Annotated in this window: 17 protein-coding genes; 1 reads left to right on the forward strand and 16 read right to left on the reverse strand. The window is 43.6% G+C overall.

Annotation, left to right across the window (positions count from 1 at the left end; translation table 11 throughout):
- Positions 1–19: 19 nt before the first annotated feature.
- The 12 genes from miaB to MHH52_RS16180 all read right to left on the reverse strand — a co-directional run bounded on the left by miaB (position 20) and on the right by MHH52_RS16180 (position 16,843).
- On the reverse strand, positions 20–1,606 hold the full coding sequence (miaB, locus tag MHH52_RS16125) for a tRNA (N6-isopentenyl adenosine(37)-C2)-methylthiotransferase MiaB (protein WP_340003572.1): 1,587 nt from the start codon (positions 1,604–1,606) through the stop codon (positions 20–22).
- A 438-nt stretch (positions 1,607–2,044) separates the two neighbouring features.
- The gene (locus MHH52_RS16130; protein ID WP_340003573.1) at positions 2,045–3,265 is read right to left on the reverse strand and encodes a VWA domain-containing protein; all 1,221 of its coding nucleotides are present in this window, start codon (positions 3,263–3,265) and stop codon (positions 2,045–2,047) included.
- Between the two features lie 2 nt (positions 3,266–3,267).
- On the reverse strand, positions 3,268–5,607 hold the full coding sequence (locus MHH52_RS16135) for a DUF5682 family protein (RefSeq protein ID WP_340003574.1): 2,340 nt from the start codon (positions 5,605–5,607) through the stop codon (positions 3,268–3,270).
- Positions 5,607–6,701: an AAA family ATPase gene (locus MHH52_RS16140; RefSeq protein ID WP_340003575.1), complete on the reverse strand. Its 1,095-nt coding sequence runs from the start codon at positions 6,699–6,701 to the stop codon at positions 5,607–5,609. The genes MHH52_RS16135 and MHH52_RS16140 overlap by 1 nt, the downstream gene beginning before the upstream one ends.
- 6 nt (positions 6,702–6,707) lie before the next feature.
- Positions 6,708–8,585 carry a HEAT repeat domain-containing protein gene (locus MHH52_RS16145; RefSeq protein WP_340003576.1) on the reverse strand — a complete coding sequence of 626 codons (1,878 nt, stop codon included), beginning with the start codon at positions 8,583–8,585 and terminating at the stop codon, positions 6,708–6,710.
- 46 nt (positions 8,586–8,631) lie between these two features.
- Complete coding sequence (locus MHH52_RS16150) at positions 8,632–10,071, reverse strand: SWIM zinc finger family protein (RefSeq protein ID WP_340003577.1); 1,440 nt, start codon at positions 10,069–10,071, stop codon at positions 8,632–8,634.
- A gap of 107 nt (positions 10,072–10,178) precedes the next feature.
- Positions 10,179–11,273 (reverse strand): NADH:flavin oxidoreductase, encoded by a 1,095-nt coding sequence (locus MHH52_RS16155; RefSeq protein ID WP_340003578.1) that lies wholly within the window; start codon positions 11,271–11,273, stop codon positions 10,179–10,181.
- 599 nt (positions 11,274–11,872) lie between these two features.
- Complete coding sequence (gene rhaD / locus MHH52_RS16160; RefSeq protein ID WP_340003579.1) at positions 11,873–12,718, reverse strand: rhamnulose-1-phosphate aldolase; 846 nt, start codon at positions 12,716–12,718, stop codon at positions 11,873–11,875.
- A gap of 49 nt (positions 12,719–12,767) precedes the next feature.
- A complete protein-coding gene (gene rhaA / locus MHH52_RS16165; RefSeq protein ID WP_340003581.1) occupies positions 12,768–14,024 on the reverse strand; it encodes an L-rhamnose isomerase in 1,257 nt (418 codons plus the stop codon).
- Positions 14,025–14,037: 13 nt separating this feature from the next.
- Positions 14,038–15,486, reverse strand: coding sequence for a rhamnulokinase (gene rhaB / locus MHH52_RS16170; RefSeq protein WP_340003582.1), 1,449 nt, complete (start codon positions 15,484–15,486; stop codon positions 14,038–14,040).
- Positions 15,487–15,513: 27 nt separating this feature from the next.
- Positions 15,514–16,665, reverse strand: a complete 1,152-nt coding sequence (locus MHH52_RS16175; protein ID WP_340003583.1) for an iron-containing alcohol dehydrogenase — start codon at positions 16,663–16,665, stop codon at positions 15,514–15,516.
- Between the two features lie 25 nt (positions 16,666–16,690).
- Entirely contained in the window at positions 16,691–16,843 is a 153-nt protein-coding gene (locus tag MHH52_RS16180; protein ID WP_340003584.1) for a hypothetical protein, read from the reverse strand.
- A 179-nt stretch (positions 16,844–17,022) separates the two neighbouring features.
- Here MHH52_RS16180 and MHH52_RS16185 point away from each other — a divergent pair, with 179 nt between their 5' ends.
- Positions 17,023–17,778, forward strand: a complete 756-nt coding sequence (locus MHH52_RS16185) for a DeoR/GlpR family DNA-binding transcription regulator (protein WP_340009691.1) — start codon at positions 17,023–17,025, stop codon at positions 17,776–17,778.
- 83 nt (positions 17,779–17,861) lie between these two features.
- Here the strand turns inward: MHH52_RS16185 and MHH52_RS16190 are convergent, their stop codons facing one another.
- From MHH52_RS16190 to MHH52_RS16205, 4 genes are all read right to left on the reverse strand, one after another.
- Positions 17,862–18,506 (reverse strand): phospholipid methyltransferase, encoded by a 645-nt coding sequence (locus MHH52_RS16190; protein ID WP_340003585.1) that lies wholly within the window; start codon positions 18,504–18,506, stop codon positions 17,862–17,864.
- 169 nt (positions 18,507–18,675) lie between these two features.
- A complete protein-coding gene (gnd, locus tag MHH52_RS16195) occupies positions 18,676–19,569 on the reverse strand; it encodes a phosphogluconate dehydrogenase (NAD(+)-dependent, decarboxylating) (protein WP_340003586.1) in 894 nt (297 codons plus the stop codon).
- 73 nt (positions 19,570–19,642) lie between these two features.
- Positions 19,643–21,178 (reverse strand): glucose-6-phosphate dehydrogenase, encoded by a 1,536-nt coding sequence (zwf, locus tag MHH52_RS16200; protein WP_340003587.1) that lies wholly within the window; start codon positions 21,176–21,178, stop codon positions 19,643–19,645.
- A gap of 885 nt (positions 21,179–22,063) precedes the next feature.
- The gene (locus tag MHH52_RS16205; protein ID WP_340003588.1) at positions 22,064–22,588 is read right to left on the reverse strand and encodes a hypothetical protein; all 525 of its coding nucleotides are present in this window, start codon (positions 22,586–22,588) and stop codon (positions 22,064–22,066) included.
- Positions 22,589–22,725 lie beyond the last annotated feature (137 nt).

Below are 22,725 nucleotides of genomic sequence, written 5' to 3' on the forward strand. Positions count from 1 at the left end.
CCCCATTCGTATGTGATTATTAATGAACAGCTGCAGCTTCTGCTACAATATCCCCTTTGATGTACCATGTTTTGGTATCTGTAATTCTCACTTTTACAAATGTGCCGATAAGCTCCTTCGGACCTTCAAAATGGACCAGCTTGTTCGCACGGGAACGGCCAGAAAGGACTTCCGAGTTATTCTTACTCTCCCCTTCTACCAGCACCTCGACGACTTCACCTAACATACGGTCATTGATGATCCGACTGTTCTCTTTAATGAGATCATTTAGTCTTTGCAGACGTTCGCTCTTCACCGACATAGGTACATTATCCTCCATGGCAGCCGCAGGCGTGCCCTCACGAGGGGAATAAATGAACGTATATGCCATATCATACCCAACCTCGCGCACCAGGGAAAGGGTATCTTCGAATTGCTCATCCGTCTCTCCAGGGAAACCGACGATTATATCGGTACTCAACACCGCATTAGGCACACTTATCTTGATCTTGCGAACTAACTCCAGATAAGCTTCACGAGTATATTTGCGACTCATCTTCTTAAGTACGGCAGTACTTCCCGATTGAACCGGTAGATGGATATGCTCCACCAGGTTGCCACCTTTGCCAAGTACTTCAATCAATTTGTCGTCAAAATCTCGTGGATGCGATGTCATGAAGCGGATGCGCGGAATATCGATTAAACGCATGTCATCCATCAAGTCACCGAAAGTGTAATCTACATCTGTAAAATCCTTGCCGTATGCGTTTACGTTCTGCCCCAGCAGGGTCACTTCCTTGAAGCCTTGGCGAGCGAGCTCTCTTACTTCAGCAATGACATCCTCCGGACGACGACTGCGTTCTTTACCACGTGTAAACGGAACGATGCAGTACGTACAGAACTTATCGCAGCCATACATAATGTTCACCCAAGCGCGCATGCCTTCGCGTTTCTTCGGTAAGTTCTCAATAATATCGCCTTCCTTAGACCATACCTCAACCACAAGCTCTTTGCTGAATACGGCTTCTTTAATGAGGTGCGGCAGCCGGTGAATATTATGCGTACCGAAAATCATATCCACGAATCCATGCTTAGACATAATTCGATTAACTACGCCTTCCTCCTGCGACATGCAACCACACACGCCTAGTAGAAGACCTGGCTTCTCGATCTTCAAGTTCTTAAGATGGCCTAGCTCTCCAAATACCTTATCCTCAGCATTCTCACGAATTGCACAAGTGTTGAGCAGAATGAGATCAGCATGATTACGGTCAGCGACGCTTCTATAGCCCATCTGTTCCAATAGGCCTTTCATCGTTTCCGTGTCATGCTCATTCATTTGGCAGCCATAAGTCGTAATATGATAAAATTTTCCTACTCCGAAATTCTGCATCTCTTCAGGAATCTCGAAATCATAATGCACTTCTATTTCTTCCTTGCCACGCCGTTTTCCTTCTTTATAATCAGGCTGGCTATTAATTTGCACATTTCTTCCTTTGATCCGGTAGGTAACCTTACCTTCTTCTTCACTGATTACCTTCGCATCGCTAAAATCAAAATATTTCGAATAATCTTTCGAACCCTTGCCGGATTTTAAGTCCGGTGAGTTGTGGTTCCCTTTAGTCATGCTGTTTTCACGTCCTCTATCTAAAATATAGCTCATTGATGTTTTAACCCAATATAAAATTATAGCACATTCTGTAACATTACATCCATCTTAGATGTCAACCTTTGCATGCCATTTTAGTTTGTGATAGATCTCTTTATCCCATTATTCAAAAATTTAGTTTATTTGAAAAATCAGGTCTATTTTACCACAGGACAATTGCAGAGCATACTCTAAACTTCAATGACTCTCTAAATCAAATCCCAGAATGACAATATAATAAGGACTATTTCGAACCTATCCTTAGATTTCCATAAAAAATACCCTGCCGACGAGCGACAGGGCCAAATTCTATTGTATAAAGGGGGTATAATATCTATATACGCCACAAAAACTGTCATGAAACACAGTTTTCGTCTGAAAAGCACTTTTTATGAAACTTGTGACTTAATGACCCAGTTAAATTCCTTTCGTTCCAAGTTTCTTGGCCAACTCAGAAAGATCCTGTCCTTTTAGTGCACCTTCTACTAACTGTGGCAACAGTGCAGGTGTACACGCAAAACAGGGCGTTCCATCACGAGTCAAGGATCTCGCCACATGCTCATCATAGAAAGGTTTGCCTTCATCAGATAAAGCGAGTAAACACATCGTTCTAACACCTGATTCATTCAGATGACGCATACGACGGATTAAGCCTGCCTGGTTCCCACCTTCGTACAGATCCGAAATGACGATGAATAATGTCTTCTTCGGCTGGTCAATAAACTGTTCACAATAAGCAACAGACTTTTGTATATCTGTGCCGCCACCTAACTGTATCCCGAATAACATGTCAACAGGATCATTCGCACATTGCTCAGTCAGATCAACGACCTCTGTATCAAATACAACTACTCGAGTACTTAGTGATGGGATGCTTGCAAAGATAGAACCAACTACTGAAGCCCAAATAATCGATTCAGCCATCGAACCACTCTGATCGATATCCACAATGACCGTCCATTCCTTACTGCGTCTTGCCCGATCATAATAGTAGAATCTTTCAGGGATAATCTGCCGACGTTCGGTATCGTAATGCTTCAGATTACGCTTTATCGTCCGAGTCCAGTCTATACCACTAAGTGACGGCAATGGAGAATGCTGTCTGCGATTCAACGCACCCGTCACCGCCCGACGCAGATCTTCTTCCATACGCTTTACAAGATCATCCACAACCGCCTTCACTAACTGGCGAGCCGTATCTTTTGTCTTCTCAGGAATCTTCCCTTTTAGTGATAGTAGTGTACCTACTAACTGTATATCAGGCTTCACTGTTGCCAGAACTTCCGGTTCAAACAATAGTTGCTTCCAGCCCTTCCGTTCCATCGCATCATGTTGAATAACCGATACGATATCCTCTGGGAAGAAATTGCGAACATCTCCTAACCATTTTGCCAACCGAGGTGCTGATTTACCTGATCCTGCTCCTCTTTGTCCCGTGGCTGAAGAGTTAGCAGCACCACTATTTACGATATCGCTTGTCTCATCATAGATAGCAGCCAGTGCTTGGTCCATGATGAGTTCATCTTCAGACAGGTGAATACTTGTGTTTCCGCTAGAAACCGTCAATTGCTCTTCTGCAGACTGACCAAGTATAAGGCGCCACCGAGCTACAACACTTGAATCCACTGATGTACTCATCGTCATATATCTCCAAAGTCAAATTCATTCAAATCCTCAATCATCTTCGCTTCGGCCTCCTTCAGCTCACCCGTCAGAATCTCAGCAGCTTGCTCGGTGTTCACACCCCACAATTCACCTAACAGTTCGGCAATCATCGTCTTTTCTCTTGATTCAAAGGTGCTGAAAGCACGCCTTAAGAACACTAACGCACGTACAAATTCTTCATCACCCAAAGAATTAATGTACTCATTCAATTGCTCCCACAGACTTAATCGAGACAAAAGTACATATCGATTACGCATTGACATCCCTTCGAACCAGCCAGCTCCAAGTTCTGCGGGTATACCTGGTGACAAGCGCCTGGATACTTCTTCTGAACATTGCTGTGCAGTCATTGCATTACGTTCCAACAAAATGGAACACGCCACTCCAGACAAACGCGGATTGCAGTCATCCCTCTCCGACAAATGCTTTAGCTCTTGTACCCATAACAGCTCATCTACTTCCTCACTATGCTCAATAGCTGCCTGATTCAGTATGTTCATAGCTCTAAGCATCTCACCTGAAGCCTCATCGTTACATTGGCTCGCATCCAGTAAGAATAGACAGGCTCGTCTGAACAGTTGTTCCAGCAAAGGAATGAGCGGTTTGGTATCGATCCGGCGAACATCGCCATACTGAATCAGAAGGGATAACTCATGAATGGAAGCAGCAATCTGCACCACATCTCGAGTGTCAACAGCTAGACGCTGAAGCGTCTGCCGTCCTGCTTCCATCTGGTGTAACATTCCACACTCATAAGCCGTTCGAATAAGTGCTGACGCTTCCGCAATTGTACTGCTGCCATCTAATTTTTGTTGCAATACATAAGCTGAAGCAATCTCAATCGTTTCCCCAAGTAGCGTAGATTCAACGACCTGGATCTCAACTTCAGGAGACCACTTCATTACCCAGTGCTCTGCCCAAGTTGCACTAGATTGACCACTTGCTCTTAAGCTCACTAGATCGATCCCGAGCAATCTGAACCTATGGAAAAGAAATGAACGGTTTAAGTCTAGATAAGCCGCTTCCTCGGAAGACACTCTTCGATTCTCTCGGAGATCTAGTTCAAGATCATTTGCTACAGGGGTCTTATATTTCTCAAGCTTCATGCGTTTCAATTGCCGATTCAGATCATCCTGAATCGGTGTCTGACTGATCCCCTCTGCTAGCTCACCGATAGCTGTCCCAATATCCGTACGCGCAAGCGCTTCAGCGATCACGCTAAGCTCTCCACGCCCCAGTAACGTCAGCGCCGCATCTCGCAGATCTCTTAACGTCGGCGCACTTCCACCGTGAAGGGCAGCTAATGATTCTGCTAAGCGCACGGCCTCGATAATTTCTGCTGTAGAACGGTGTGTCCCGGTATTACGCAAGTATCTCGCTACGGTAGACAGATAATGATGTGGCAAGTCCTCAAGTGAACCATTCATCATACGTTCCCACATCATTTGATAATAATGAGGAGCGAGGTTCCCTGCTCCATAGCCAGACAAAGAAGATAACTTATAGTACGTATAGGGCATAAGTGTTAGCTTCGTATTTAGTGAAGGAAGAGCATCTATTTCCTCATCCGACATGCCAGACACCAGATCAGCAAGCGCCGCTGCATGGTATGCTCCACATACAACAACGATCTTATCTGGTTGATGGCCAGCAGCGATTGTATCCTGAATCTGACGACGCATATAAGCTTCACGTATCGTGTTGTGTGCATATTCTATTACGTTGTTATGTCTCTCATTCTCTTCCGAAATCTGACGCATCTGGGATGAGAAAGAAATGATCGCTTCCTGATACGCACCCTTGTTAGTGTTGTGTTCGAAATTGCGCTCCCAATACATATCATAATCAAGCTCGCCAGCCAGCTCAGCTACTCTATCATAGAGAGAAGCTTCTTCAGGAGCTTGCACTACAGCATCGTTATCTTCAGAATGCACACTCTGTTCAGCAGCCACTCTGCTTTGGGTTCGTATATCCTGCAACGCTATGACCACTGATGAAGGTAAATCTATAAATGCTGTATAAGCTCCTTGCTGCTCCGCCCATCTCATCGCTTGATATTCGGGGGAATATGACGCAAGCGGCCAAAGAGCTGTTCGCACAGGAACTTCCTCCGTAAAAGCTAGAATGGCTATAGGAGGTTTGGTTGTCATGTTGATGACATGGCGAATCTCAGGTGTAGCATCCGATGGACCCTCAATTAACACAGCTGTGGGCTCTATTTCATGAAGGAAGCTTAAAAGATGCTGCGCACCACCAGGAGACAAATGCCGCACCCCAAAAATATGCACGCCAGCTCCAGTAGTTTCGCTCTCCACTAGTTCATCTCCTTACAAGCCGTATATAACCCCCGCCACTCTGCGCCACGTTTCTTCATAATATTATCGAGATACTCTCTCCAGACGAGTTGATCCTTATCATCATCTTTCACAATGGCACCTTGCAGCCCTGCGGCCAGATCCTCGTCCGTCAGTTCTCCATTGCCGAAGCTTGCGGCCAGCGCCATACTATTCGTTAAGAGTGAGATCGCTTCAGCTGTGGAAATGACCCCTGCTGGAGACTTCACCTTCTCCTTCTTGTCCAATGTCATCCCGCTGCGCAGCTCACGGAAGATTGTCACGACCTTATGTAAAGCTTCATCTGCAGGGAGCGCAGCTTGCAAATCGTAGGAGGAGGCAATCTCACGTACCCGTTTCTTCACAATCTCAACTTCAGTATACAAATCCGCAGGTGCTGGAAGGACGATAATGTTAAAACGTCTTTTCAAGGCAGTTGACATGTCATTGACACCGCGGTCTCTCGTATTAGCTGTTGCAATAATTGAGAAGCCTTTACGCGCGCTCATCTCCTTACCTAGCTCAGGAACTGATATTGTCTTCTCCGATAAGATGGAGATCAACGCGTCTTGTACCTCAGATGCACAGCGAGAAATCTCCTCGAAACGCGCAATGCCCCCATCCTCCATAGCTCGCATGATGGGGCTCTTCACTAATGCTTCCGGCGTAGGGCCTTGTGCTAGAAGCATTGCGTAGTTCCACGAATAGCGGACCTGCTCTTCACTCGTACCCGCGGTCCCTTGTACGACAAGTCCTGATTGTCCATATATGGCTGCTGATAAATTCTCAGATAACCATGACTTCGCTGTACCCGGCTCACCGATTAATAGCAGTGCACGATCGGTTACCAGCGTGGCTATTGCCATCTCTATCAATCGCTTGTTACCAATGTACTTAGGGGTAATCTCGGTACTCCCTGCTTTACCGCCAATGATAAACGTCAGCACAGATTGGGGCGACATCTGCCATCCAGCTGGAACCTTACCGGTGTCCGCTTTCCGAAGCGCTTCCAACTCGTGCTGATACAACCTTTCTGCTGGCAGACGCATAATATCTTGTAATAGTTCTTGACTCATCGTTTATTACACCTCTTCTTTTGAGTTAGATGGCCCCTGCATGAGGCGAATGACATACCCAAGTTGTTCTTCTGCAACATCACTGAATCGAGGTAAGACTGTTGTTATTCGATTTACAGAATTTGTAGGAAGCAGGCATAGCTGCTCAAACGTATACGGTTCAATTAATCGACATTCTGTATTTCTTTCATCCTCCAAAGCTGTTAGGAGAGCCTCTTGCAGGTGTTGTTTACTTATTCCTATACGCTCTAGGCCCATCAATAGTATATTGGCTTGCCGATGGCGAAATTCAGGATTATCGGTCAATTTGCGAAGCAAATACTGCAATGCCTTGTCATGTCCCGGCCGGGCAAAGGCACTTACCAGTTCGTATTGGTCAAATTCTATAAAAGCATCAAGCCAGCGTAAATCCCATTGTGTAGCAAGTACTTCTGATGGCTGCATTTCGACCTTATACATATATTGAATTTGATCTACAGGTGAATTCCATACTGCATCATAAGTTCCATGATATCGCTGAACTACTATTTCAGATATTGAGTGTAGCAATTGCTGCGTAATAGCAGAAGCGCGGTTAGTTGAAGAAGGCGCATGAATCTTTAAAACATCTAGGTATTGTTCATACACACGTTCTGGCGACAAGTAGAGATACGCATCTTTGAAAACATCATTTACGTATCGTCTGTTGTTTCTATAGTAGACAAGATCCTGCTCAAGTGTTTGTTGTAATACACGCTTGGCTTCCATAGAGTCTATCTGTCTAAAATAGGAGGTCGCTTCCTCGATCAATGAATTCCAGCTCAACTGGTTCATATATAATGGATACTGCTCAAGTACATTTAAATATAGTTTTTCTAGTTCAGGACTTTGTTTGTAAGATAAAACCCGAAGATACTGGACTACCCTGATCCATAATCCGTCTTTTTTCTTCGTATCGCCCATAATCTCCGGGACAGATTGAAGCATAACTGAGAACTCTTCAACAAGTCGTTGTGTGAGCTCTTGGGCTTGACACTGTCTCAGTGCAGGCACTACCAGTTCACTATCTTTTCCAGTAAATGCCTGATGCAGCCGATTCAGCGCACTTGCCGAGTCGCTCTTAGCCAGCGCATTATAGGCAGCTTCGCGAATCTTTTTCTTCTTATCTGTACTCCAAGCAAGCAATTCTTCTTCATATTGTCCCTTACCTGCGAGCAGAGAAATAGCCATGGCCCGAACATCTTCTGATCCTGAATCAGCAGCTTGATAGATCAGATCCTGAACGGTATCACCACCTAATGTTGCGATCACGTACAGCTTTCTCGTCTCCACTATTCCTCCAGCAGGATCAAATTGATCAATGAGGATCGGAATAATCTGAGGGCCATAGGCTGGCAGTATCTGCTTCATCACAAGCTCGGCGATCTCAACATATGGATCTTGGAGGGCTGCTAACGCGGGATGAATCATTCGAAGATCTTGGAACAATCCAGCCTCATAAGCTTCCTTGATGATCTCATAACGTCCTCCACCACGAGTCTTTAGTGACATTTGTACCGCTGACAACTTACGATAAGAGAACTGAGTAGGTAATTTTACCGGATGGACTTGCACCTTTAGCAGTTCACCATTAGGAGAAGTTGCTCCCTGTGTATGTAGCACCGAGCTTAGCAGCAGACTCAGCTCCTGTAGATGCTGAGCAGACGAAGATCCTTCAGAATGATCTGGTTCAATGACCGCAACGATTCCTTCACCTAATCTTTTGAATATGGGAGCACGTTCACCCAACTGTTGAAACTGCGGCAATAGCCGCTTTAAGCGGAAATCCCCAGCAGCAAGCTCACTTCCTGCTATATAGAGCCGCTTTACCTCTTGATGAAGCTCTTGTAGTAATGCAGTACTCATGGATATTCCTCCCAAAGTAAATGTGAAACTTATACTTTCTTATATTTTAATATAAGAGACGGATCATACTCGTCCCTTTGATAAGGGTTAACGGTTGTGCTTTCAATCGTCCAGTATCAAGTTGGTGCTCAAACATAAGCAGCATCGTAGTATCCGATAATTGATCGAGTGCAAAGTATTGTAACAGCGGGAGTGTATCCTGATCGAGTGCCACTACTTGATCTAACACCAAATGCTGACCCGATTCGTCCGTAATGACGAACTGATCTTCTTTAGTTTTCCTAATCTTATCCACATGCAGCAAGATCACAGGATTCTTATCTGCTAGCGGATTCTTTAACTGATTCTTTATCTGTTTGAAGCTTTCGGAATAAGAACGAGAAGCCCTAGAAACAATCCACTCTAAATCCTGATTTGTTAGAGGCCGTGTTGACATATTCTCGAAACGGACCCTCTGATTCCGGTCACCAGGATAACGATATAAGGAAGGGATGAGTGCAACATCAGTGAAACTATCTTCTTCATGAATATACTTAGCTGCTTTATAAGGGCGATATTGGAGCGTACGATGTATATCACCCGTAGACTTTTCTATCCAGTAGCCCAAGTCTACATATTCCTGTCTGGCTGCATCATCATAGCTGACAAATGAAAGCTGGATCAGTTCCACATCCTGACTCATCAAACCATATTCCTTAAGCTCAGTTAGCTGCCAAGCATGACCAAGCCATTCTTCAATCGTAGATTCATGGTTCAATGCCATATCCGGATCTTCCAGCTTCATCGTTAGATGAGCGCGCCCTTTCTTGATGAACGCATGAATTCGTGTTAGTTGCTCTACAGCTAACGAATAAGACTCGTCACGGTTATCAGAAGAGGAGAGCAATAAGGCTAATCGTCTTAATTCAATCTGTGCACCGCTTAAGTAATAATTGCCCATCTTTTTCACATGCTCCTGAATATCCTTTACACCCTTGGCGTCTATTGTTCCAAGTCCTGCGCGTATAAGCGAGAGGGCCAGTTTCTCCAGTACTGCTAAGCCCTCCAGTTGAGCTCCAATCTTTTTCTTGAGTGCGGACTTGTTCACTTTCTTGGGCTTAGCATTAGCCCCTTCCGCAGCAAGCTCAGACTTTCGTTCTTCACGCTTACTCATCTTCTCCCGCTTAGCAGCAAGATCTTCAGGAATCGTTGCAGATACGAAAGTCTCCTTGCCCACATAGGCATATAGCAATCCAAGAACGTGCTTGCAAGGAATCTGCCTACTTGGACAAGTACAACGCATCACCGGCTTGTCAGATACAACAAAATCAGCAGAAGGATAATAGTTGCTGCTACCGCTACCACCGCATTCACCAAACAGAACCACGCCGTCTTCCGACTGATTAAATTGTACGAATCGTTTCTTCTTAACTAGTCCTTGCCCGTTCTTAATCGCAGCACTGTTCGGTGCTAGAGTATCTATGAAGACTTCTGTGATATCTATCAATCCATATCCTCCCTACCTATTATGCTTTTTAATATCTATGATAATATTAGCCCTTAATGAAAATTATTCTAAAAATAGAGCTGTCCATAACCCACTTTTCTATTCCTTTAGTATAGAGTTTTTGTCGATTCAGCCGTGAATGGAATGATCTCGTCTATAGCTCCACTTTGAACTTTGGCAGGCCAAGCTGGATCGCTAATTAATGCTCTGCCAACAGCAACCAAATCAAATTCCTCACGGTCCATTCTTTCTAGTAATTCATTAATGTTATCTTCTGTCTTCTGAGCTTTGTCTTCTGCAAAAAAATCACTGTGAAGACCGATGGAACCCACCGTAATACATGGTTTCCCCGTGATTTTCTTGGTCCACCCTGCGAGATTAAGCTCAGATCCTTCAAATTCAGGTTGGCTGAAGCGACGAGTGGAGCAATGGAAGATATCCACCCCAGCATTGCTTAGTGGAGTTAGAAAGCTTTCGAGCTCATCTGCATTTTTTGCCAGCTTCTCATCATAAGCACCCAATTTCCATTGAGAGAATCGTAGCACGATCGGAAAATCTGGCCCAACCGCTTTACGGCACGCTTCAATAACCTCTACTGCAAATGTAGTTCTACCTACCAAATCGCCACCATAACGATCGGTACGTTTGTTCGTTCCTTCCCAGAAGAACTGGTCTATCAGATAACCATGTGCGCCGTGAATCTCGATGCCATCAAAACCCACTTTTTTCGCGTTCGCTGCCGCTTGAGCAAATGCTGAGACTAAGCTTTCAACTTCAGCTGTAGTCAGTGGCTCTGTCACAGGTTCTCCTGCTAAATTCAGACCAGAAGGGCCAATAGGAAGAGCTTCAACATTAGGACCTTCCCCTATAGTACGTGCCATTCCCACATGCCATAATTGCGGTATGATCTTACCACCAGCCGCGTGAACCTCTTCTACAACCTGCTTCCAGCCCTCTAAAGCTGCTTCTTCATGTATATTGGGAATATTGGCGTGGCTGACTGCCGAAGGATGATTAATGGCTGTACCCTCGGTAACGATCAATCCAACTCCACCCTCTGCCCGTCTACGGTAATATGCAGCAACATTACTTCTTGGTACACCATCCGGTGAGTACACCCGAGTCATCGGCGCCATGACGATTCGGTTTGACAGCAAAAGATTCCCCACTTGAAAAGGTGAAAATAATAGCTCTGTATTCATACATATTACCTCCAATTGATTATTTGATTACTTTAAGTAAGGCTAATTATCTACCCAGAAGATGGAAAATGCAAATTTTTAAGATCTTAATTATTGTATAATCTACTAACCTTGTTCTGATATAACAGCAACTTAGCTTCAAATTTATCTCGATGATTTTCAAAATCATGTGTCCATTGATACATCTTTTTTAACATCATAATATCCGATTTATAATGACACTTCTCAATACCCATTTTCTGCTTTAGAAACCGAAAGAAAATTCTGATTTTACGCTTCCGCAGCTTTGCCAATGTGGTTTTACCACTAGCTACAATTCCAATGATAAAAACTTTTTTCAAAATACTAGAAAGTATAAGGTTTTCACCTATACTTTACGTCTAATATTTCTCGCTTAAACGCTTACCGTCCTTATAAGGACGCCAAAGTCGTTTATGCTTGTATGTTCTCCTTAGTAATCCACGTGACGGTTTGTACTATTAAAGCTACTAAATTCTGCTAATAAGTTCAATGAATGATTTTCAAAAAAATATTAAAAAAAAACCGAACACCGCAGAATCTGCGAATGCCCGGTTCTCATCATTGCAATTAAGAACTTTTTAAACCTCAAGAATACCAGCTTTAGGCGTAACTCCGAACGCTTTAGCTAAATCCCACAGCTGCTGATCCGTAATCTTTTGCTTAATTTCTCTTCCGCCAATCAGGTTGTAGATCGTGGCAGCTTTTTCTACAGTCTCTACTAGACCAAAGGTGGCATCCATAGTTGAACCTGTGCCGAAAATCCCGTGCTGCGGCCAGATGACTAAGCGGTGATCCTTCATTTTCTTAGCCGTTTCGCGACCGATTTCACTGCTGCCAGGAACGATCCAAGGAATAACGCTAACGCCATCTGGGAAAACAACAAGGCACTCTGTACACATTTCCCATAATGTCTTCGTAAACTTCTTTTCATCCAGTTCATGAGTGAAGGTCATCGCAATTACATTGGTAGCATGCGTGTGCAGAACGATGCGGTGTGTCGGGTCTACCTTCAGGCGTTCAATATGGCTCATGAAATGGGAAGCCAACTCACTCGTAGGTATAGCTCCGTTACGCAATCCCCATAGCACTTCTACGCTCTCTCCATTGTCACTAACACGAAGCACACCAAGATTTGCTTCAGGGTCTTTAATCACATTTCTGAAATATTTGCCCGAACCAGTTACGATAAAATACTTGCCAGCTAATTCTTTTACCGGAAAGGTAAGTTTAATGGTGCGTAGCGGCTCCAAAACGTTAATATATTTTGCAACTTCATTCTCATCCAGTAGATAGCTGACATTACCGCCATTCAGCTCATCCCAGCCAAGCTCCCACATATGACGGGTAATCTCTGACATTTCCTGAATAAATGGAGCCTCACTACTGGCAATATACCCTTTGGATTCTAATACGGATGTACTCATTGTCAATCTCTCCTTTGTATATGTTGCTCTCCAAATCCACTCTAACACTCTATCTTGCAGACAGAACTTCCTGTTCATATTGCTTCACTTCAGCCAGCCATTGCTCACGAACTGGTGTATCTTGTGACGCACAGTAGTAATCCCATACCGCTCCAAACGGATACGATTTGAATTCTTCAACCAATGCTAAACGTGTGGTGTAATCTCCAGATAATTCAATTCGTTTTAGCTCTTCAATCGGCTCCAGCATCGCCCGCAGCAGCGCTTTAATGGTATTGCGTGTACCAATTACCCATGCGGCGATATGATTAATACTGCCATCAAAGAAATCTAGTCCGATATTCGTTCGGGAGAGTAAATCTCCTCGCACCAATTCGCGGGCGATTTCCAGTAGTTCGTCATCCATAGTTACTACGTGATCACTGTCCCAACGGACGGGTCTGCTAACATGTAGCAGCAACTGCTCACTAAACATAAGAATCGAAGACAACTTATTCGAAATCATCTCTGTAGGATGAAAATGTCCGGCATCCAAACAGATGGCTTTGCCGCGAGTTAAACCATAGCCCATATAGAACTCGTGTGAACCAACCACATAACTCTCTGAACCGATTCCGAACAGTTTGCTTTCTACAGCATCAATATTATAAAGAGGATCTATTTCCTCACTAAAAATCTCATCCAGGGACTCCTTTAACCGCACTCTTGGAGCTAAACGATCGACTGGTGTATCTTTATATCCGTCAGGGACCCAAAAGTTAGTTACGCAAGGTTGACCCAGCTCCTTACCAAAATGCTCAGCAATCGTGCGAGAAGCCTTACAGTGCTTAATCCAGAAGTTACGAATTTCCTCATCCGCATGGCTAAGCGTAAACCCATCTGCTGCTTTCGGATGCGAGAAACAGGTAGGGTTAAAATCAAGACCCAGCCCCTGTTCCTTCGCCCAGTCTACCCAAGATTGAAAGTGGCGTGGCTCTAATCCGTCCAAGTCTACTTCTTCATCTGTATCTGCGTAGATCGCATGCAAATTCACCTTGTGCTTACCAGGAATAAGGGATAATGCCTTTTCTAAATCTTGACGTAATTCATCTGGAGTGCCCGCTCGACCGGGATAACTACCAGTTACCGCAATTCCCCCACTTAGTTCTTTATCCTTAAAAAGAAACCCTTGCACATCATCTCCCTGCCAGCAATGCAGAGATATCTTGATTTGCGCTAGCCTCTCCAACACTTCATCTACATCAATACCATGAGCTGCGTATAATTTTTTGGCTTCGTTAAAGCTAGTGATAATACTTAGATCCATGCTGTAGTTCCTCCTAGAATCTCTGAAGATCTTTCCAACGACTTAGAATGCTTTCAAAATGAGCTATCGGGCGCGGAATATACGATTTAATCTCAAAAGATTTATCAATAATGTCTCTCGCTTCATTGATATCAGAAATGCTCCCCGAGCTAATCATCTGCACCACTATATTTCCAAGTGCGGTAGCTTCTGTTGGCCCAGCCTTAACTTCTCTGCCAATCACATCAGCAGTCAGTTGGCATAACAGCGTGTTGTTCGCACCTCCGCCGACAATCTGAAGCCCCTCGATCAGACTTTCTGTCATCTTCTCCAGCTCTACCAAATAAGTAAGGTAAGATAATGCCAAGCTATCAAAAATACAACGAGCCAACTGGCCCGGCGTCTCAGGAACTGGCTGACCACTCTCCGCGCAAGCACTACGAATTTCTTCGATCATGTTCGTCGGATTGAGAAATCTTGGATCATTACAGGAAATCAGACTGCGGAAGCCTTCCTCCCCCCATGCAAGCTCTGCTAGCTCCGCAAAGCTATAACGTTCGTTCATCAGCCTGCGAACCTCTTGGATGAGCCAGAGGCCCATAACATTTTTGAGGAATCTATAAGTGCCGTATGCGCCCCATTCATTGGTATAGTTGGCCTCCATGGCCTTCATAGAATTAAGAGGCTGGGTTCGTTCCACACCGAGTAAAGACCATGTTCCACTGCTGATATATGCCGATGCCTTTTGGAGAGGAGCACCCAATACAGCAGAAGCTGTATCATGTGTGGCAACACAGATCAGTTGGCACTCGGGAAGATCATATTGCTGTATTAGTGATTCGTCGAGGGGACCAAGGTCTGATCCCGGTTCAGTCAAAGTAGCGAACTGTTCTTTCTTAATATTCAGAAGAGATAACAGGTCGTCGTCGAAATCCCGACTGTCCAGATTCAACAGCTGTGTTGTAGATGCGTTAGTAACCTCATTGATTTTGCAGCCAGTTAATCTGTAATACAGATAATCGGGCACGAGTAGGATTTGATCCGCTTTGGCTATTTCCTCCTCACTATGAACATAAAGCTGGTACAACGTATTGAAAGATAACTGCTGAATGCCAGTCTTTTCATAAATCGTTTGTGGGGAAATATGCTTAGCTACCTCTTCCATAACCAGATCGGTTCTACGATCACGATAAGCGTAAACTTCCTGGACACGATGCCCTTCCGCATCCAAGAGTACATAATCCACAGCCCATGTATCTATACCCAGCGTACAAGCTGTAATTCCTTGAGCCTTGGCTTTCTGAAGGCCTATAATAATCTGCTCGAATAAATAATCAATGTCCCAGAAACAGGAACCTTCTTGTTCTGTAAAACTATTGCTAAACCGATGAAGCTCCTCTAATGTGAGGATGCCCTCCTTAAGTATTCCGCGCACCAGCCGCCCACTAGAGGCACCGATATCAACGGCGATATGATTATTCATAGAGAATCTCCTAAGGGTAGGGATGATTTATAGTATTTTTTTGAATAATGTAATGACTTCTTCTTTAGTAGGAATAAACGGATTACCAGGTGCACAAGCATCCTTCATGGAGTTCTCGGCTAGAAGATCAAGATCGACCTCATCTACTCCAAGCTCAGATAATTTAGATGGAATTCCTACTTCTTTAGATAACCCCTTGATCGACTCGATTACGAAGTCCGCACATTGCTTATCGGTTTGGTCCTCTACGTTTAGTCCAATGGCTTTAGCGATAGATCTGAATTTTTCAGGCACATATTTGGCATTCTCTTCTTCCACATACGGAAGTAGCATCGCGTTACATACACCGTGCGGTAGATCATATACACCGCCAAGCTGATGCGCCATAGCATGCACATATCCAAGTCCTGCATTATTGAAGGCCAATCCACCTAAGAAAATCGCATACACCATTTGCTCACGAGCCTCGATGTCATGACCATTCTTAACGGTACGAGCCAAGTTAGCGAAAATAATCTCCACTGCGGCAAGCGCGGTAGCATCGGTTACTGGATAAGCCCCCGGCGTCACCAGAGCTTCAATCGCATGAGTCAAAGCGTCCATTCCTGTTGCTGCCGTAAGCGCAGCGGGTTTATCAATCATAAGCTTAGGATCGTTAACCGAAATTGTAGCAATGCTATTCTTATCCACCATTACCATCTTTACTTTACGTTCTTCGTCTGTTATTACATAGTTAATCGTTACTTCGGCCGAAGTACCAGCTGTAGTATTAACAGCAACAATCGGCAGCGATTTATGCTTCGACTTGTGCACACCCTCATATTCTTTGATATGTCCGCCATTCGTGGCGATAATCCCAATGGCTTTGGCCGTATCCTGTGGCGAACCGCCGCCGATGGAAATCAGATAGTCGCAATCCTGTGCTTTAAGATAATCCACGCCATCATGAACATTTTTACAGGTCGGATTGGGTTTCACTTCATCATAGATGGCATATTCAATGCCCGCTTCATCCAATACCGCCAGCAATTTACCGGCAATACCACTCTTCATAAGGAATTTGTCAGTGACTACAAGTGCCTTTTTTAATTTTAGATCTTGAATATAAGGACCAATTTCCTGCAAACATCCCTTGCCCATAATATTGATCGATGGAACGTAATACACATGCGTGCTCATTTCTTGACCAGCCTCCTAATGATAATTAATCAACACCAAAGTTTTTCCACTTTGTTCTGCAAGCAAGAGCGTAATATTTCGGCTGTAGCGCCTCAGGCTGGCCTCTGAATCGCAACTGGGCCTGCTCTGGTAATTCTCTAAATCGACTAATCTCTGAGGGATTTCTTTCCTCCTTCATCGTATGCTCCGAAATCTTTGTTGTCAACAATTTAAATATTATTTATGTTGTTTTTGTTTGTTTTGAATCTGTTTTGTGAATATTATTGGAAAATACAGATGTTTATACGTTGTTTTTATTGCAAAACACAGATATTTAGCGCTATGATTGTAAAATATAGCTTTGGAAAGGTGATTCCTATGCTTGCAGCCGAAAGACGCAAAAAAATAATAGATCTTGTCCATCAAGATAAACGAGTACTAGTCTCCGACCTAAGTAAAATGTTTGAGGTCACAGAAGAAACGATACGCAGAGATTTGGAGAAGCTCGAGAAGGATGGCATCCTTAGTCGTACCTATGGCGGTGCTATGCTTAATCGTCATACGAATGAGGATTTGCCTTTTGTTACACGTAATGCGCTAAATACAGATATAAAACGGGGAATCGCCCTGAAGGCACTCGATTTAATCAATGATGGAGATACATTAATGGTAGATCCAAGCTCTACAGCCTTTGAGTTCCTAAAATTACTCGGCAACAAAAACAATCTGAGCATCATCACAAACTCCATTAATATTTTGCATGAGTTCTCGAATTCAGGGATGGATATTATATCTACTGGCGGTTCGCTACGTTACCGCTCCATGTCACTCGTTGGACCTGTAGCCCATGACACCATTCAAAGATACAATGTGGATACTGCGGTAATTAGTTGTAAAGGAATTGATATGGAACGAGGCATCACAGATTCCAACGAACCCGAGTGTGAGCTCAAGAAGTACATGCTACGGCAAGCCAATAAGGTCGTGCTCCTGGCAGATCACACCAAATTCGACAAGACTGCTTTTACGAAGCTGATAGAGCTTGGCCATATCGATTTTTTGATCACTGACCGTAAGCCTTCTGAAGCTTGGCTGAAACATCTGAACGAGGAGAATATTGAGGTTCTCTATTAACAGTTTGTAGGCTCTAACTAGGACTAAAAAAAATGCCGTTCCCCAGCGAGCTATGGGTGACGGCATCTGTTGTATATTCATCATTAACTTTTCGTAGAAACCTGAGAAATTGAAATTACTTCCACTGAAGGATTAGTATTATCGGGCTGCTTTACTTGCGCAGTGGCCTTCTTCCTACAAATATAAACAAAAGCAGGCGGAAAATTCAGCAGTACCCATTTTATGCTCAAGATTTCAAAATGCTGCATTAGCTCCTTTTTCATCTGAGGAAGATATTCAAAAGTTATGAACCACCCACCTTCTTTTAAAGAAGATGTGATCTGTTCTATATATAGGGCGCGATCAGAGGTAGAAAAATTCTTAAAAGACAAACTACTCACAATACAGTCTAACTTCTCCAACCTGATATTATGAAGAGCAAGCCGTAGTCGTAGACAATCCTTATAATAAATACGGTCAGGGAATTTAAATCTTAATTGGTGACGAAAATCAGGGTCCTTCTCAAACAAGAGCACGTTCATATCGCTTTCTTCCCCGCTTGGAATAAACCTTGTGATTGCTCCAGTACCCACACCCAGCTCTGCTATATTATGCATTTGATGCCATGGAATTGTGCCCAGCATCGTTTTTGCCAGCCAGCGCGAACTGGGAGTAACGCTTCCAAATTGTCGGGGTGCATGCAGAAATTTATACAGAAAATGAAGTCTCTCTCGAACTCCGCTTCGCATGTAATCTCCCCCTTGTTTCGTAAGTTTCCCATCTAGTTCTAAAATATGTTAACAAGATTAAAGCCGTACACGATCTATTCTTTCCATTTATTATTTTTTGCAAAATAAAAAGCCCAAATTCCTCCGCAGGATGAATTACGGGGAGATTCGAGCTTATTATTTACGTTAGTTACTTCGATTCAACAGCGTGTCCACCAAATTCATTCCGAAGCGCAGCTACTACTTTGCCAGTAAATGTGTCGGTCTCCAGTGAACGGTAGCGCATCAATAACGCCATCGCAATAACTGGAGTTGCTGCTTGCAAATCAAATGCGGTTTCGAGTGTCCATCTGCCTTCACCGGAGGAGTGCATAATCCCTTTGATCTCGTCCAATTTAGCGTCTTTCGAGAACGCACGTTCAACCAGTTCCATCAGCCAAGAACGGATTACAGAACCATGATTCCACACACGAGCAACTTCCTCAAAGTTGAAATCAAACTCACTCTTTTCCAGAACCTCAAAGCCTTCACCGATGGCAGCCATCATACCGTATTCAATACCGTTATGCACCATTTTCAGAAAATGGCCACTACCAGCTTTACCAGCATATAAAAAGCCGCTTTCCACAGCCGTATCATGGAAGATCGGCTCCAAAACCTCCCAAGCTTCAGGATCTCCACCAACCATGTAACAAGCGCCGTTACGCGCCCCTTCCATTCCTCCGGATGTACCTGCATCCATGAAGCTGATCCCGTGTTCCTTCAATTGCTCATATCGGCGAATAGATTCCTTATAATGCGAATTCCCCGCTTCAATAACGATATCTCCTTTAGATAACAAAGGTGTAAGCTCCGCGATTACTGAGTCGACCACCTGATGCGGAACCATGATCCAAATGATTCTAGGCGTTTCCAATTGCTGTACCAGTTCAGTAAGTGTTACTGCTCCATTAGCGCCCTTTGCTTTCATTTCCTCCACAGCAGGTGTATTCAGATCAAATGCAACAACCTCATGTCCATGATCGAGCAAATTCCGGCCTAAATTAAAGCCCATTTTTCCTAACCCAACTAATCCTACTTTCATGTAATTCCCCTCCGATATATAGATTCTTATGATGTAATTTAGCTTAAATTGGTAAAAAAAAACAGACAGGGGCTTACGCCCCTGGCCGTATAGATTCCTGCGTTGCTGCAACTTCAGCCTGAACAGTGAGAACTTCTGTCTCCTGATCGGCCTCATCAAACCACCAGCGATCTTCCCCCAAAAGCTCCATCGCCGCATCTGGACCATAAGAACCTGATGTATACGTGTGAAGTGGCATAAGCCCCTCTTCCATTACCTCCTGGATAGGTGTAACCCACTGCCATGACAGTTCAACTTCTCTCCAGTGAGCGAAGAAGGTAGCATCTCCACGAAGCGCATCGAAAATCAGATTTTCATAAGCTTCCGGAACATCTGAAGCGCCGGCTTCATAAGTAGCGCGAACAGGCTCGAGCTTACCTTTTTGCAACTGATCTTTCGTATTCAACTGAAGCGTAATCGCTTCATTCGGACCAATCTCGATAATAAGCAGATTCGGTACGTCGTTCCCTTTATTCATGTTATTACTATCATTAAACGGTTCTTTAAACTCAATAACGATACGTGTGGATTTCTCCTTCATTCTCTTACCGGTACGAATATAGAAAGGTACATCATTCCAAAGCGGATCATCTATAAATAAACGCGCTGCGATAAACGTCTCATTTTGCGAAGATTGGTTAATTCCTGGCTCATCCAAGTAACCTGCAACAGATTCCCTTTTAATTTCACCCTCTGCATATTGTCCACGGACAACATGTTTATTAACCTCGTCTTTGCTAAGTGGAATGAGGCGCTCCATAACATACCTTTTCTTACCACGGATTTCTTCAGGTGTACTGCCTTTAGGAAGCTGCATCGCCATCATCATAAGCAATTGCAGCATATGGTTCTGGAACATATCACGAAGTGCGCCAGCTTTATCGTAATAGCCTGCCCGTTCTTCAACGCCGACAGTCTCACTCGCCGTAATTTGAACATTCGCGATAAATCGATTTTTCCACAATGCTCTAAGCACAGGATTAGAATACTTCAGGACTTCCAAATTCTGCACCATCGGTTTACCTAGGAAATGGTCAATCCGGAAGATCTCTTCTTCAGCAAACACAGCATTCAAGCTGTCATTTAGCTCTCTTGCTGTCTTCAAATCGGTACCAAAAGGCTTCTCAATAATCAGACGCTTCCAGCCCTTCGTGGAACCCAGACCGCTGGAGTGAATATTGGCTGCGATTTCCTTGAAAAACTCGGGACCCACCGATAAATAAAACATCCGATTCTCAGGAATATTGAGCAATTGCTCGCGGCGCTTAACATGCTCCAGAAGCTTCATATAATTTTCCGTATTCCCCACATCTAGAACGCTATATTCAAAGGCCTCCAAGAAAATCTGCAACTGCGGAGAATCAACCGCCGGCTGTCTAGAAAATGTCTGTAAAGATTGCAGGACTTGCTTGCGGAAGGCTTCGTTCGAAACTTCTCTTCTTCCTAATCCAATCACTGAGAGAGGACCTGAAATTTGACCATCTAAAAAGAGGTTATATAGTGCAGGATAAATTTTTCGTTTTGCCAAATCTCCTGTAGCGCCAAAAAGCACAAATGTTGATGATTCCACTTTCATTCCTCCCACTGTTATATAATATTCATTAACTTACTTTTAATTACTAGCATACTCGGTAGAGTCAATCATACGACTGATATTTTCATTCGTCAACCTCATTTCGACATTTACGAAAAGTTATTATTTTCACAAAGATAAGAAATGGTAATTGTGATCAATGTCACAAAGATAAGCGCAAAACTTTATTCATATTTACAGTATAAAAAAGAACGAGTCCAAAACAAAAAATCCGCGTCCAGCGCGGATTTAATGAATCAATGCTCTATTCATCTATCAGGGTGGACTTGCATAAATCTTCTTTTAAAAATGGAAGGTCAAGCTATTCCCTACTTCTGTCTTCACTCCGTTGGTAATTCCAAGTAAATCTGTGGAAATTGAGTTTTGGTCATGCAAATTTGATCCCGAGATAAAGGTTAAACTAATCAAATACCAATATTGTCTTTGCCTTAAGGTAACCTTTTGGGAGACTTATTTTGAGATATCCTATTGCGGGTTTTCCATTCTCGCATCGTTGGTTCGAACTGAGGAGTCCTTATTTTGAAAAAACATGTCATTTCGACGTCCTATTGGACTCAGATGCAGTTATTTGTTCAAATGCCCCCCCTATTCTGACCAAATGTATGGCAATAAGGGCTATACGGTCCGCCTCAGTTCAGAAGCTAAGTGTGCTCATAAGTTATTTTCACATGTGTCACCATAAATAAGGCCTAATGGGATTTAAGTGGTTGAGCTATTGCTGAGATATGACAGCGTTATTCCTGTCCTTTCATGTGCGTTTTTTTTGTGTTTTCCCTTAGCTTTTTGCCTAACATAACTCCGATAGCCTTCTAATTTCAGAGGACATCCTTTCGTTGACTGGATAGATTTGATCCAAATAATTCAATATATTAATTGCAGATTCCGGTACTTTGTTATAGCCCTGTAACATTTCACCCAGAGTATTCGAAAATTGAGATATATTGCCTCAAACCTTCTATCGTTTCCAAAAATGTCGGGATAACCATACACTTCTGACTCGAGTAAATGCGTTTCCGACAATAATCTGTCCACTGCATGCCCCTCAACAAACCTTGTAGCAGATAACTTTTCTCCTCTAGCGTATCTGCCAAGTCCCACATATAAATTGGTTAACGCTTCATTCACTTCACGGTCAATAGTTTCTGATCTCAAGCTAGGAGCTTGCTTCATAGGCTTCACGATACTTTCATTCTCATAAAATGATTTCTTCCAGACTATTCTTCCTTCGGAATAGGTACACCCCTCTAATTCCTGTTCTTCAAATACTACGTATTCTCCATAAATACCATCCTCAAAAAGAATCTTACAACCGTTCTTTTTTTTAAGGGCAGGGTCTTGGGCGGGAAATTCTAATACATGCAGTAGATCTTCTGGTTTCCAATCCATTTACACACATCCGCTTAGGCGTCGTCACCGATAATGAACTTGCTCTAAATCTATATCTTAGAGCTGGCTTTGAGATCACAGCAGAATTTCATTATTACGTTGGCGGGATTTGATACATGAAAAAAGGGTGTCCCATT

The organism is Paenibacillus sp. FSL K6-0276 (assembly GCF_037977235.1).
Lineage (GTDB): Bacteria > Bacillota > Bacilli > Paenibacillales > Paenibacillaceae > Paenibacillus_AQ.